A 12,021-nucleotide genomic window follows, 5' to 3' on the forward strand; every position below is an offset into this window, starting at 1 on the left:
ATAGCAGCGGGGAAACGCCCGGTCCCATTCCGAACCCGGAAGCTAAGCCCGCCCGCGCCGATGGTACTGCACCCGGGAGGGTGTGGGAGAGTAGGTTACCGCCGACCCAACAACTTCACACAACAAACCCGGCCCCCCAAACACCACGTTAAGGGGGCCGGGTTTTTCGCGTTATGCGCTAACACACCCCGTGGGGGCTGCAGCCGATCACCCACTGACTGCATAACCCCCCAAAAAACACCGCCCCTGCAGACATGCGGTAAACCACTGCAGCCACCAACCACCCAAAAGACCCGATAGCAGCCGACAACAGCGGCCACCGCGCACACCTAGGAGACCGGCCGGCACCCGCCCAGAAGGATTTGACAACATCCTTCATAACCCACCCCGTTTCCCCTGGTCGCTACATTCGCTGACAACCTGCCGGAAGCGACGCCGACCGCGGGCTGGCCCCGGTGCTAGCGGCGCGGCCGGAATCACTTACGGCAGCCCTTCCGCCGCGGTGAAACACCGATCGGCGCCGGAAAGCGGATCAGTGAAGGCCAGCTCGACGGATTTGAGCCGCATGGGGAGGGCGAAGTCTTCGTCTCCGAACTCGTGAACGACGGGATAGACGGGGTCGCCAAGGATGGGCAAGCCGGCGGCGCACATGTGGACTCGCAGCTGGTGGGTGCGCCCAGTGGCCGGCTCCAGTAGGTAGCTAGCAAGGGGACCACCGAAACCGTGCAGTCCCTGGAGCTCCACCTCTCGCGAGGCGGGGAGCCGATCAACGGAGCGCACGATGGTCTCCGCATTCGGTTCGGCGCCCTCGATGACGGTTGAGGCGATTTCGCCGTGCTTTTTGTCAATGTGGCTGCGCCATACTGTTGGCACCTCCAGCCCTCGCCACTCAGCTATCGCGGTGTAGCGCTTGTGCACCTGGCGAGCGGCGAAAAGCTCTTGATAGGCGCCGCGGATCTCGCGTCGCTTGGTTAGCAGCAGCAGCCCGGAGGTCATGCGGTCCAGGCGGTGGGCGGGGGTGAGTTCCTCGTTCCCAGTGGCGCGGCGCAGGCGCACTGTCGCGGTCTCGGTGATGTGGGCGGCGCGAGGCATGGTGGCAAGGAACGGAGGCTTGTCTACCACCATGATGTCCTCGTCCTCGTACACCAGCTCGATCTCGTACGGGACCGGCTTCTCGGGAGCCGGCCGGCGGTAGAAGAACACGTCGGTGCCGGGCGCGACTATTGAGGACGGGCTGAGGGGAGTGCCGTCGATAAGCACTACCTGCCCCTGTGCAAAGCGTTCGAGGACGGCCTCGTCCGTGTCGGCGGGGTGCCGGTGGCGCTGCTCGGCGATGACGCGCGCGATGAAGTCGAACGCGGTGCTCGGTTCGGTGCCGGGGAGGCGCACCCGCGAGGCGCCGAGGCCTCCGCGGGGCGGAAGCGGGGTTCTCGGGTGCTTCTTGCGGGCCATGATGTGTAGTAGATTATCCGCCATGGATCTCGGAGCACTACTTGAGCCGGTTCTCGCATTCTTCCGCGACGGCATCGGCAAGGCTATTTTGGACGCACTGACTTTCGTGTACAAGCTGTTGTACCCGGCGAACGCGGAAGCGGCGCACCCGGTCGAGATTCCGCAGTAACCTCCCTCACGCGCCGTCGCTGGATGGGGCGCGCGGGGTAGAGTTCAGGGTATAACCAGTTGCCTACCCTGAAGGAGACTGACTATGTCTCGCGAATTTGACGTTGTCGTTGCTGTCGATGGCAGCCCGGCCTCCGATAACGCCGTCCGCTGGGCTGCGAACACCGCGGTGAAGCGCGATGTGCCGCTGCGGCTGGCATCCAGCTACACCATGCCGCAGTTCCTTTACGCCGAGGGCATGGTGCCGCCGCAGGAGCTTTTCGACGATCTCCAGCGCGAAACCATGCGCAAGATCGACGATGCACGGGAGATTGCGCTGGCAGTGGGTCCCGACCTCAGGATCGGCCACGCGGTGGCGGAGGGCTCCCCGATTGACATGCTGCTGGAGATGTCCCGCGACGCCGGCATGATCGTCATGGGTTCCCGCGGTCTCGGCGGCCTGTCCGGCATGGTGCTGGGTTCCGTCTCCGGCGCGGTGGTTTCGCACGCGACCTGTCCGGTTGTGGTGGTGCGCGAGGATAACGCAGTGACGGAGGAGAACAAGTACGGCCCCGTTGTCGTCGGCATCGACGGTTCCGAGGTGTCTCGCCGCGCCGCCGAAGTCGCCTTCGAGGAGGCGCAGGCCCGCGGTGCTGAGCTGCTCGCCGTCCACACGTGGATCGACTCGCAGCTGCAGGCGCCGGGCTCCAGCTACAGCGTCAGCGAGGACCGTTGGCAGCAGGCCCAGGAGGAGAAGGGCAAGCTTCTCGACGATTACTTGGCCGACCTCGGCAGCTCCTTCCCCGACGTGACGGTGCGGAAGGTGGTCACGCGCGACCGCCCGGTCCGCGCGCTGACCGAGGCTGCGCAGGGTGCGCAGCTGCTGATCACCGGCTCCCACGGCCGCGGCGGTTTCAAGGGCATGCTGCTCGGTTCCACGTCGCGCGCGCTGCTGCAGTCCGCGCCGTGCCCGATGATGGTTGTCCGCCCAGAGTCCTAAACGTTTGACAATTGTAATGTCCGGCGGTGCGAAACGCAGGCATAATGGGCTGCGGTAACTCGCGTCCCCATGGCGCGTCACAATTTGAAGGGACTTTAGAACAATGACTCCTACTCTCGGCTTCCTCGGCTGGATTGTTATCGGCGGTATCGCAGGCTGGATCGGCTCCATGATTCAGAACCGTGACGCGCAGATGGGTATCGGCCTGAACATCGTCGTCGGCATCCTCGGCGGCATTATCGGCGGCTGGGTCCTCTCACTGTTCGGCTTCGACGTGGCCGGCGGCAACTGGATCTTTAGCTTCTTCACCTGCTTGCTTGGTGCCGTGATCCTGCTGTGGATCGTCAACATGGTCACCTCGCGCCGCCGCTAACGCGCTGCGTGTCGAGCGCTTCCCCAGTGCCTTCGGGTGCTGGGGATTTTTTGCGCCTTGTGCGGGCGGAGCGGTCGGGGTTGGGGGTGGGCCGGGCCCTGGGTCGGCCCTTACGCCTTCCTGGCCTGCGGAAACGTGGGGCGCCGCCTCGTCGGCGATCAGGGGCGTACCTGCAGGTCAGGTTCCGGGGCATACCTGCAGGTCGGGTTCCGGGGCATACCTGCAGGTCGGGTTCCGGGGCATACCTGCAGGTCGGGTTCCGGGGCAGGTGTTTAGGGGCATACCACGTGGTTGGAGACTTGCGGGTCACCTGTCGTCGATAACGTGAATAAAACGTCTGCCAGCAAGTATGCCCCTAAACGTATGCCCCTAAACGTATGCCCCGGGGCCGGGGCCGGGGCCGGGGCCGGTTGGCTGCGAGGGCGGGGAGTGGATAAATGGTTAGTGGACGCAACGGTCTTGGGTAAGATGAACGTACCGGTTTGTCTACAAGGGAGGGTGCGTGGCCACCACTGATTCGAGCAAGAAGAAGCCCAGCTCGCGTCGCCGTAATCGGCCGAGCCCGCGGCAGCGACTCCTCGACGCGGCGACCAAGCTCTTCAACGAGGAAGGCATCCGCGTCATCGGTATTGACCGCATCCTGCGCGAGGCCGACGTGGCGAAGGCGTCGCTGTACTCCCTGCTCGGATCGAAAGACAATCTGGTGGTGGCCTACCTCGAACGGATGGACGAGGAATTCCGCCAGCGCTGGGACGAGCGCGCCCGCGCCTCCAGCGATGTCGACAGCAAGATCCTCGCCTTCTTCGACATGGCGATCGAGGAGGAGCCGGACAAGAATTTCCGCGGCAGCCCGTTCTTCAACGCGGCGACGGAATACCCGCGCCCGGAGACCGATTCGGAGCGTCGCATCGTGGAGACCAGCTTGAACCACCGCCGGTGGATGCACCAGACGATGACATCCCTGCTGAGCGAGAAGAACGGCTACGACTCCACCGACCAAGCAGATGAGCTACTCATTTACCTGGACGGCGGCTTGGCGGGCGCCCGCTTCACCCAGACGGTAGAGCCGCTGAAGACTGCCCGTCAGCTGGCGAAGAGCACTCTCGGCGCACCGCCGGCGGACTACTCCATCTAGGCCTGCTCCGGCTCGGCAGACGGCGCCTCGCCGTTCTTCTCGGCCTCCTTGGCCTTCTTCTTCGCCTCCCGCTCCGCGGCGAGCTCGGCGGCCTTTTCCTTGTTCATCACCTTGCGGGCCTCGTTGCGCTCCTTGTTCAGGGCCTTCTTTGCGGCCTTTTCGGAGGCTTTCTGCTCCTTCACCGAGCGCTTCTCGTCCCTGATCTCGCGGCGGACGTCGGCGAAGGTGGTGGGGCGGGTGATGGAGCTGATCCTCTTGCGTCGTAAAGCTCGGTGCTGCTCCTTGCGTTCCCGGGTCTGCGCGAGGGCCTCCGCCTTGACCTCCTCCTGGAACTGGTGGTGGCGCTCGGTGGACGGCAGCTGGCGCACGCTCAGCCACCACAGCACGGCGTTCTGCACGGTGGTGAAGAGGTTGTTGAGCACCCAGTACATCAACAGGGCGATGGGCACAAGACCCGTCAGGCCGGCGAGCGCCAGCATGACGGCGACCAGCGGGATCACCCACCACATGCCGGAGTAGATGCGCCGCGCGAATGCGCTGTTCCACTCCAGGGTGGAGCGGCTGCGGAACTGGGAAATCACCATGTTGGTGGAGGTCAACACGATGGCGGTGGTGATGAGCGGAATGGCGAGGGAGCGGACGTCGTGAAGCGTTGTGCCCAAAAAGTCGAACTGCTCCGGGTCCATGGCCACGTACGCGGGCAGCGGGACGTCGAAGAACGTGGTGGTGCGGAAGGATTCAATCTCCGCGTCGGTGAGCATGCCGATGCGGCGGCCTTCGGAGGCGTCCGGCACCGCCATCCATAACAGCACCCGGTAGAGACCCAGGAACATGGGGACTTGAATCATGGCGGGGACGCAGGCGGCGAGCGGGTTGTAACCGTGGTCCTTGTGAATCTGTTGGCGGGCCTCCTCCTCAGCGCGCAGATCCTTCGGATCGGTGGAGGTGCCGTACTGCTTCTCCACATCCTGCAGGTAGGGGCGCATGAGGAAGGTGGTGCGGGTGGTCTTGTACGTCTGCCACGCGAACGGCAGGATCAGGCCGCGGACGGTGAACACGAACAGCACGATGGAGGCGATCCACGCCGCGTTCGCCGGCACGGAGAGCCCTTCGAGCACCCAATGCCAGAACTTCATCACGGCGGACACCGGGTACACGAGCATTTCCAGCATGTGCGTTAATGTTAGGCCATGACTCCGGCACGTACGGCTCCACTTGGCACTCCGCCGCCGGAGGCCCCGGCAATAGCTGCCGGCACACCCTCGAACCCGCGGCGCGTAAGCGTCAGCCAAGTGGTGGGGGAGGTGCTGCTCACCGTCGGCGCGCTGCTGCTCCTGTTCGCGTTCTACGAGTCGTACTGGACCAACATCGCGGCTGGGCGCATGCAAGATGAGGCGCAGCAGAAACTCGAGGTGCAGTGGGACAACCAGTGGGTGAACCCGCGCGAGCGGCCCGCACCCGCGCTCGGCGACGCGTTTGCGCGCATGTACATCCCCGTCTTCGGCCCCGACTACCAGTTCGCCATCATTGAGGGCGTGGATGAGCAGGCGCTGCTCACCGGCCCCGGACGGTACCCGGATACGCAAATGCCGGGCGAGCCGGGCAACTTTGCCGTCGCCGGCCACCGCGTGGGCAAGGGCGCGCCGTTCAACGACCTCGGCGCGTTGAAGACGTGCGACGCGATCGTGGTGGAGACGCAGTCCAGCTGGGTGACCTACCGGGTGCTGCCGATGTCCGGCGACCAGCAGGAACGGGTGAGCTCCGCCGCGGCCTGCATGCCGGAGCGCACCGTCGCGCAGGTCGCGGCCGGCAGATACGCCGGGGTACTCGGCCGGCACATAACCACTCCCGGCGACATCGACGTGATCAACCCGCTGCCGGGCGACCCGTCACTGGACGTCGCGGACGGCATGCTGCCGCTGATCACGCTGACCACCTGCCACCCGCAGTTCTCCAACGCGGAGCGCATGATTATCCACGCCGTGGCCACCGAGGTCATGCCCAAAAGCCCCGACGGCGCGGGCCAGCTGCCCGCCGCAATGACTTAAGGTTGCACCGACATGTACGCATATCTCTGGCGCAAACTCCCCGGCCCGCCGGCCGTGAAATGGCTGTTGACCCTGATCATCCTGGTGGCGGTCTTCTTCCTGCTGATGGAAGTGGTGTTCCCCTGGGTCTCCTCGCTGATGCCCTACAACGACGTCGCGGTCTAGAGCCAGCGCGGCACGGGTGGCACCCACGCGCGCAGCTTGGCCAGCAGCTCCTCCGGGTCGTCTGCGACGACGAGGTGCGCACGGTCCGTGGCGCGGATGAAGCCGTGGTCAACCATGTGATCCACCATGGTCAGAAGCGGCGCCCAGAACGCCTCGCCGAGCAGGCCGATCGGTTTGGTGTGGATGCCGAGCTGCTGGTTAGCCCATTCGTCGAAAAGCTCGTCGAGCGTGCCCGTGCCACCGGGCAGCGCAATGAAGGCGTCGCACAGCTCGCGCATCATGGCCTTGCGCTCCGCCATCGTGCCCACCACCTCGAGGCGGTCGAGCCGATCGAATTTCAGCTCGTAGTTGGCCAGGTGGGTGGTTAGCACACCGACCGTGGGGCCCTTGCTTTCCGACGCTCCTTTCGCCACCTCTCCCATCAGCCCCAGCTTGGAGCCGCCGTAAACCAGCGTGATGCCGTGGCGCGCCAGGGTCTGGCCGAGCGCGTAGGCCAGTTTGGCGGTCGCGGGATCGGTACCGGCGCGGGCACCGGCGAAGACCGTGACGGCCTGCAGCTCGCTGGGTGCCAGGGCCGGGAAGATGCGGGTGGCCAACAGCGGGGCGAGCTCGTAGCCCTCCGGATCCGCTGGGTCGATCCAGGCGATCTCGGCGATCTCGGCACCCGGAGCGGGGGCCACGCCGACCTCGGGGGAGACGAACACGGCAGATGTCACCGTGTGGCCGGGCTCGTTGGACGCGGCCGCGGAGAAGCGGCCGAGGAAGCTCAAGCGCTCACGGTCCAGGTCGAGGCCCACTTCCTCGCGGGTCTCGCGCAGGGCCGTCTCCACCATCGTCTCGCCCGGCTCCGGCTTGCCGCCGGGCAGCTGGAAGCGGGGGCTGGACGCCTTGCGCACGCAAAGCACATCGCCGGCGTCGTTGCGCAGCACCACGGCCGCGACGTTGATCTCGGGAGCAGCGGGGGAAGTCACAGCCCCAGCGTAGCGATAACCTGCTCCGCCACGAGCTGCGCTTTCACCGACTCGTCCTGGTTCGTGAACACCGTCACTGCCGTCGCCCCCTTGGCCACTGAGTACGCGGCCCCCACGCGCCCAGGCACCTCGCCGCCGCCGTGGCGGCCCCCGTGCCAGCCGGCGGGCTGGTCAGCGGGCGCGGTGAATTCGATCGGGGTTGCCCAATCCACCACCGCCATCGCCGCGCTCGGGTCCGGCATCCGGCGCACCACCACAGTCAGCTGCGGCTCCGGCGGGTACGACCAAAACTGGCAGGCCGGCGGGTCGAAACGGCGGTCCACGCCCACCCCGGTCACGCGCTGGCCATTCGTCTGCGCCACCCACTCCGCATCCAGGTAGGGGCACGTGTCCTGCGCGTTGCGGTCCGTCGCGGGCAGGGCCTCCTTCTCTAGGCCGTCCCCGGCCGGGGCGGCGGGGGTGGGGCTTTCGGGTGCATCGGTGCCGTCGTCAAGCGAAGTCCCGCAACCGGCGAGCGCGAGACCGGCGGCGAGGAACACCGCGGCCGGCGCAGGCCGGGTGGGTAGTGTCAGACGCATGAGCTCCAGACTAGTGATGTTGGAGCGGGACCCCGCCGACATCCCCGACAACAAAGCGCTGGACACGGGCGTGACCGTGCTCGCCGTGTGCCTGGTGGTTGTCTCCCTCGGCGCGCTGGCGAAGATGCCGCTCAACGCGGCGCTGCTGCATATTCTGCTGGTCACCGCCTTCTCCTTCCTGTTGTTTTACGGGCTGGTGGAGATGCCGCGCTGGGGTGCGTGGGGCCGCGGCATCTGGCTCGGTGCGATTTCCGCGGTGTGGGTGGCGGACATGGCCATCTCGCCGGTGGCGGTGTACTGGGTGTTCGTCCTCTTCTTCGTGTACCTGCGCGCGTTCAACGACTGGCGCGGGCTGTTGTGGGTGGTCGCGGGCTTAGCCACCGCGATTGCGATTCAAATTCCCGTCGGTGTCACGCTCGGCGGCGTGATGGGCCCGACGCTTTCGGCGGTGGTTGTCGTGGCCATCAACTACGCCTTCACCACCATCGGCCGGGTGAGCCGGGAGCGGGAGGCGCTTATCGACGAACTTTTGGCCACCCGCGAGCAACTCGCCGAATCCGAACGCGAGGCCGGCGTGGCGCAGGAACGCGAGCGCCTCGCCCACGAAATCCACGACACGGTTGCGCAGAACCTCTCCTCGATCCAGATGCTGCTGCACGCCGCCGAGCGGGACTTGAAGGCTACGGGGCTCAGCGATGCCGAGATCGAGGCGCCGATGAAGCGCATGGAGGCCGCGCGCCGGGCCGCGTCGAACAACCTCGCCGAGACCCGCGCGATGATCGCGGCGCTCACCCCGGCTGGCCTGCGCGAGGCGTCGCTCAGCGAGGCCCTGGGCAGGATCGCGCAGGACTTTGCGACGACCGGAGACATGGCCATTGAGGTGGAAACCCACGGCGAGGCGGGCTCGCTACCGATGCGCACCGAGGCGGGTTTGCTGCGCATCGCGCAGGGCGCCGTGTCCAACGCGGTGCAGCATTCCGGGGCCTCGCGCGTGCGGGTGACATTGAATTACGAGCCGGACGGCGCGCGCCTCGACGTGGTGGACAACGGCATCGGCTTCGATGTCGCCGCCCAAGCCGGCAAACCGAGCGGGTTGGGACACCTCGGGTTGGACGCGATGCGCTCCCGCGCCGCCGAGCTGGGCGGCGAGCTGACGATCGAGTCCGCACCGGGCGGGCCGACCGCCCTCAGTGTGGCGGTGCCGCGCGAGGTCGCGGGGGCCACGCCTGGGCGGGGCGTCGAGGTGGACGGGCTAGAGTAAAAGCATGATTCGCGTGCTTCTGGCAGATGACCACGAGATTGTCCGACTCGGCCTGCGCGCCGTGCTGGAGAACGCGGAAGACATCATGGTGGTCGGCGAAGTGGCCACCGCCGAAGGCGCGATTGCCACGGCGCAGGCCGGCGGGATCGATGTGGTGCTCATGGACCTGCGCTTCGGCGCCGGGGTGGAGGGCACCCGCGTAACCACCGGCGCCCAGGCCACAGCGGAGATCAACGCCACCATGGAGCACCCGCCGAAGGTGCTGGTGGTGACGAATTACGACACCGACGCGGACATTCTCGGCGCCATCGAGGCCGGTGCCGTGGGCTACCTGCTCAAGGATGCCCCGCCGGAGGAGCTGGTGGCCGCGGTGCGCTCCACGGCGCGCGGGGACCAGTCGATGTCCCCTGTGGTGGCTGATCGCCTGGCTACCCGCGAGGCCGCACCCCGCAGCTCGCTCACCCCGCGCGAGCTGGAGGTGTTGCAGCTCGTCGCCGCCGGCTCCTCGAACCGCGAGATCGGCCAGGAGCTCATGCTTTCCGAGGCGACGGTAAAGAGCCACCTCGTGCACATCTACGACAAGTTGGGGGTGCGCTCGCGGACGTCGGCAGTAGCCTCGGCCCGCGAGCTCGGGGTGCTCTAGGGGCTAGTCCTGCTGCTTCTCACCGATCTCGGCTGCGAGCTCGGTGAGGTCCTTCTCAATCGCGTTGTGGGCGAGGCGCTGCTGCTCCGGGCTTGCGTGCTCAGCGTTGCGCACGGCCTGGTCCAGGTTGTCCAGGCGCACGCGGGCATCGTTGGCAAAACCGGTGGGCAGGGAGCCGTTCTCCACGTTGCCGCGCAGCGCCTCGACGCGGGCTTTCAGCTCGGCGCCGCGGCCGGAGTGGCGGGCGAGGTCCTGGGAGGTCAGGCCCATGGATGCCGCGCGGTTGTCGATCTGGGACTGCTGGTAGGAGGTCCACGCCTTGTAGACCAGCGGCAGCAGCACCGGCACGAGCACGCGGGCGCCGCCGACGAAGTTCTTCGCCTTCTTCTTGGTCAGGCCCGACTGCTCAATGCGCTTGAGGTAAGTCTCGGCCAGGTCCTTCTCGTGCTTGCGCTTGCGCTTCAGCGCCTTCTTCTCCTCGTTGAGCAGGCGCTTCTCAGCCTTATCCAGCAGCTGGGCGGTGCGCAGGTCCGCCTTCGCCTCCTCCTTGGCCAGCTTGCGTGCGTGGGCCTCGGCGGCCTTAATCTGCGCCTTGTAGTTGGCGCGGGCCTTAGTGATGGTCTTGAGAATTCCCATGGGGCGAGCTCCCTGAAGTGAGTTTGCTTAATAAATCAACGTCGCACACCCACTGTACCTGCAGCACTGCCCGCGCCGCGGCGGTAGCATCGCAGGCATTGTGATGGTGGAATCTCAGCCCGTTGTGGTGCGCGCGTCGGATTTGGTCGGCTGCCGCTTCAAGCTCCGACAGCGCGCCGCGCATCCCGAGGTGCCCCCGCATCCGGAGACGGTTGCGCGCCAGCCGCAGGTGGAGGCGGCGCGCGCCGCGGTGATGGCGCAGCTGCCGGTGAAGCGGGCGGTTGGGGACGGGCGTCGGAAAGCATTTGTGCGCGTGGACCTCGACCCGGATGCGGGCGAAGAGGCGACGCGTGAGGCGCTGGCCCGGAGGGCGCACCTGATCACGGGCGCGCGCCTGAGCGGGGTGGTCGCGGGCGTTGCGGCGGAAGTGCGCATTGACGTGCTGGTGCGTGCCGACGACGGCTACCTCCCCATCATGATTTCCAACCACCGCGTCGCCCGCCCGCACCCTGACGCGGAGCTCGAGATGGTGGCCACCAACCGCCTCGGCCTCGGTAAACCGCTGACGGTGCACGCGAGGGCGCGCCACCACACCATCGACGGGTACCGCCTCGCGCTTGCGGAGCTGCTCCTGCGCCAGCACGGTGTGGCCACCGGCCGCGGCGGGCTGATCGGCCAGGACCGCTCGCGCGCCTACCTCGGCGACGTCACGCGCTTCATCGAGCCGCTCACCGACGCGCTGGCCCAGCCCGTGCCGACGGAGCCGAAGCGCCTCAAACAGTGTGCCACCTGCAGGTTCTGGGATCTCTGCCGCCCTCGCCTGGAGGAGCTCGACGATATTTCGCTGGTCTTTCCCGGCGGCACCGGCGACGCGTGGCGGGAGCGCGGGTACCCCACGGTGCAATCGCTTATCGACGCTCATCTGGGCGAACCCTCAGCCCTCGCACGCGCCTGGCGCGCCGGCGTGCCGGTGTTGCGCCGACCTGCAAGTGCAGGTGGCGCCGGGCCGGTGCCGCGTGCCGACGTAGAAATCGACATCGACCTCGAGGCCTACCTGGACCAGGGCGCGTACTTGTGGGGCGCGTTCGATGGGGAGCTCTACCACGCCTTCGTGACCTGGGAGGAAGTCGGCGGCGACGCTGAGGAGGCGAACTTCGCGGCGTTCTGGAACTGGCTCATGGAAGTCCGCGCTGAGGCTCATGCGGCGGGCAAGACCTTCCGCGCCTACTGCTTCGCCGCCGGCGGCGAGAACTACTGGCTGAAGCGCTCCGCGAAACGCTTCGACTCCGTCTCCGCCGCCGAAGTGCAGGCGTTCATCAGCTCCGACGAGTGGGTGGACGTGTTCGCACTCGCCAAGCGGCGGCTCGTGGGCACCGACGGGCTGGGACTGAAAGTGCTCGGCCCCGCCGCCGGATTCACCTGGCGCGACGAGGAGTTGGATGGCGAGGGTTCCGTGGCGCTGCGCCGCCTCGCCCGCGAAGGCGACGAGCGCGCCCGTGACGCGCTGCTGCGCTACAACGAGGACGACTGCCGGGCCACCCGCGCGGTGCGCGACTTTCTGACCGCAGGCGCACCAGGGGTGCCGGATCTTGAGGCGTTCCTGTGAGTAAGG

14 protein-coding genes and 1 rRNA gene are annotated in these 12,021 nt (G+C 67.0%); 10 read left to right on the top strand and 5 right to left on the bottom strand.

The window, feature by feature from the left end:
* A 5S ribosomal RNA gene (rrf, locus tag M5J20_RS04690) occupies positions 1-107 on the top strand; the annotation flags it as partial.
* Between the two features lie 373 nt (positions 108-480).
* Here rrf and M5J20_RS04695 read toward each other — a convergent pair.
* Complete coding sequence (locus M5J20_RS04695; RefSeq protein WP_253576972.1) at positions 481-1,452, bottom strand: pseudouridine synthase; 972 nt, start codon at positions 1,450-1,452, stop codon at positions 481-483.
* A gap of 22 nt (positions 1,453-1,474) precedes the next feature.
* On the opposite strand from M5J20_RS04695, the gene M5J20_RS04700 reads away from it, so the two are divergent.
* The 4 genes from M5J20_RS04700 to M5J20_RS04715 all read left to right on the top strand — a co-directional run bounded on the left by M5J20_RS04700 (position 1,475) and on the right by M5J20_RS04715 (position 4,107).
* Complete coding sequence (locus M5J20_RS04700; RefSeq protein WP_253576974.1) at positions 1,475-1,621, top strand: hypothetical protein; 147 nt, start codon at positions 1,475-1,477, stop codon at positions 1,619-1,621.
* Positions 1,622-1,705: 84 nt separating this feature from the next.
* The gene (locus M5J20_RS04705; RefSeq protein ID WP_253576977.1) at positions 1,706-2,599 is read left to right on the top strand and encodes a universal stress protein; all 894 of its coding nucleotides are present in this window, start codon (positions 1,706-1,708) and stop codon (positions 2,597-2,599) included.
* A gap of 103 nt (positions 2,600-2,702) precedes the next feature.
* Positions 2,703-2,972: a GlsB/YeaQ/YmgE family stress response membrane protein gene (locus tag M5J20_RS04710; RefSeq protein ID WP_253576980.1), complete on the top strand. Its 270-nt coding sequence runs from the start codon at positions 2,703-2,705 to the stop codon at positions 2,970-2,972.
* Positions 2,973-3,474: 502 nt separating this feature from the next.
* Positions 3,475-4,107 carry a TetR/AcrR family transcriptional regulator gene (locus tag M5J20_RS04715; RefSeq protein ID WP_253576983.1) on the top strand — a complete coding sequence of 211 codons (633 nt, stop codon included), beginning with the start codon at positions 3,475-3,477 and terminating at the stop codon, positions 4,105-4,107.
* Here M5J20_RS04715 and yidC read toward each other — a convergent pair.
* Positions 4,104-5,279 (bottom strand): membrane protein insertase YidC, encoded by a 1,176-nt coding sequence (gene yidC, locus M5J20_RS04720; RefSeq protein WP_253576984.1) that lies wholly within the window; start codon positions 5,277-5,279, stop codon positions 4,104-4,106. The two genes, M5J20_RS04715 and yidC, sit on opposite strands and share 4 nt — an antisense overlap.
* A gap of 18 nt (positions 5,280-5,297) precedes the next feature.
* Here yidC and M5J20_RS04725 point away from each other — a divergent pair, with 18 nt between their 5' ends.
* Both M5J20_RS04725 and M5J20_RS04730 read left to right on the top strand, forming a co-directional pair.
* Positions 5,298-6,155, top strand: a complete 858-nt coding sequence (locus M5J20_RS04725) for a class E sortase (RefSeq protein WP_253576987.1) — start codon at positions 5,298-5,300, stop codon at positions 6,153-6,155.
* A 12-nt stretch (positions 6,156-6,167) separates the two neighbouring features.
* Positions 6,168-6,320 (top strand): hypothetical protein, encoded by a 153-nt coding sequence (locus M5J20_RS04730; protein WP_253576989.1) that lies wholly within the window; start codon positions 6,168-6,170, stop codon positions 6,318-6,320.
* Here M5J20_RS04730 and M5J20_RS11485 read toward each other — a convergent pair.
* Positions 6,317-7,291: a TIGR00730 family Rossman fold protein gene (locus tag M5J20_RS11485; protein WP_253576994.1), complete on the bottom strand. Its 975-nt coding sequence runs from the start codon at positions 7,289-7,291 to the stop codon at positions 6,317-6,319. The two genes, M5J20_RS04730 and M5J20_RS11485, sit on opposite strands and share 4 nt — an antisense overlap.
* Complete coding sequence (locus tag M5J20_RS04740) at positions 7,288-7,869, bottom strand: DUF2020 domain-containing protein (protein ID WP_253576996.1); 582 nt, start codon at positions 7,867-7,869, stop codon at positions 7,288-7,290. Before M5J20_RS04740 ends, M5J20_RS11485 begins: the two co-directional genes overlap by 4 nt.
* On the opposite strand from M5J20_RS04740, the gene M5J20_RS04745 reads away from it, so the two are divergent.
* Both M5J20_RS04745 and M5J20_RS04750 read left to right on the top strand, forming a co-directional pair.
* A complete protein-coding gene (locus M5J20_RS04745) occupies positions 7,868-9,130 on the top strand; it encodes a sensor histidine kinase (RefSeq protein ID WP_253576998.1) in 1,263 nt (420 codons plus the stop codon). The two genes, M5J20_RS04740 and M5J20_RS04745, sit on opposite strands and share 2 nt — an antisense overlap.
* 4 nt (positions 9,131-9,134) lie before the next feature.
* Positions 9,135-9,773 (top strand): LuxR C-terminal-related transcriptional regulator, encoded by a 639-nt coding sequence (locus M5J20_RS04750; protein WP_253577001.1) that lies wholly within the window; start codon positions 9,135-9,137, stop codon positions 9,771-9,773.
* Between the two features lie 3 nt (positions 9,774-9,776).
* On the opposite strand, the gene M5J20_RS04755 is transcribed toward M5J20_RS04750, so the two are convergent.
* On the bottom strand, positions 9,777-10,409 hold the full coding sequence (locus tag M5J20_RS04755; protein WP_253577002.1) for a DUF6474 family protein: 633 nt from the start codon (positions 10,407-10,409) through the stop codon (positions 9,777-9,779).
* Between the two features lie 103 nt (positions 10,410-10,512).
* Between M5J20_RS04755 and M5J20_RS04760 the strand changes: the two genes are divergently transcribed.
* Complete coding sequence (locus tag M5J20_RS04760; protein WP_253577004.1) at positions 10,513-12,015, top strand: TM0106 family RecB-like putative nuclease; 1,503 nt, start codon at positions 10,513-10,515, stop codon at positions 12,013-12,015.
* The last annotated feature ends 6 nt before the right edge of the window (positions 12,016-12,021 follow it).

The organism is Corynebacterium stercoris, from assembly GCF_024160105.1.
In the GTDB taxonomy this organism is placed as follows: Bacteria; Actinomycetota; Actinomycetes; order Mycobacteriales; family Mycobacteriaceae; genus Corynebacterium; species Corynebacterium stercoris.

Bases quoted from the DNA above. Each gene is read 5' to 3' on its own strand.
- M5J20_RS04710 (WP_253576980.1), top strand. From the start codon at position 2,703: ATGACTCCTACTCTCGGCTTCCTCGGCTGGATTGTTATCGGCGGTATC.
- yidC (WP_253576984.1), bottom strand. From the start codon at position 5,279: ATGCTGGAAATGCTCGTGTACCCGGTGTCCGCCGTGATGAAGTTCTGG.
- M5J20_RS04745 (WP_253576998.1), top strand. From the start codon at position 7,868: ATGAGCTCCAGACTAGTGATGTTGGAGCGGGACCCCGCCGACATCCCC.
- M5J20_RS04755 (WP_253577002.1), bottom strand. From the start codon at position 10,409: ATGGGAATTCTCAAGACCATCACTAAGGCCCGCGCCAACTACAAGGCG.
- M5J20_RS04695 (WP_253576972.1), bottom strand. From the start codon at position 1,452: ATGGCCCGCAAGAAGCACCCGAGAACCCCGCTTCCGCCCCGCGGAGGC.
- M5J20_RS04725 (WP_253576987.1), top strand. From the start codon at position 5,298: ATGACTCCGGCACGTACGGCTCCACTTGGCACTCCGCCGCCGGAGGCC.
- M5J20_RS04760 (WP_253577004.1), top strand. From the start codon at position 10,513: ATGGTGGAATCTCAGCCCGTTGTGGTGCGCGCGTCGGATTTGGTCGGC.
- M5J20_RS04705 (WP_253576977.1), top strand. From the start codon at position 1,706: ATGTCTCGCGAATTTGACGTTGTCGTTGCTGTCGATGGCAGCCCGGCC.
- M5J20_RS04700 (WP_253576974.1), top strand. From the start codon at position 1,475: ATGGATCTCGGAGCACTACTTGAGCCGGTTCTCGCATTCTTCCGCGAC.
- M5J20_RS04730 (WP_253576989.1), top strand. From the start codon at position 6,168: ATGTACGCATATCTCTGGCGCAAACTCCCCGGCCCGCCGGCCGTGAAA.
- M5J20_RS04740 (WP_253576996.1), bottom strand. From the start codon at position 7,869: ATGCGTCTGACACTACCCACCCGGCCTGCGCCGGCCGCGGTGTTCCTC.
- M5J20_RS04750 (WP_253577001.1), top strand. From the start codon at position 9,135: ATGATTCGCGTGCTTCTGGCAGATGACCACGAGATTGTCCGACTCGGC.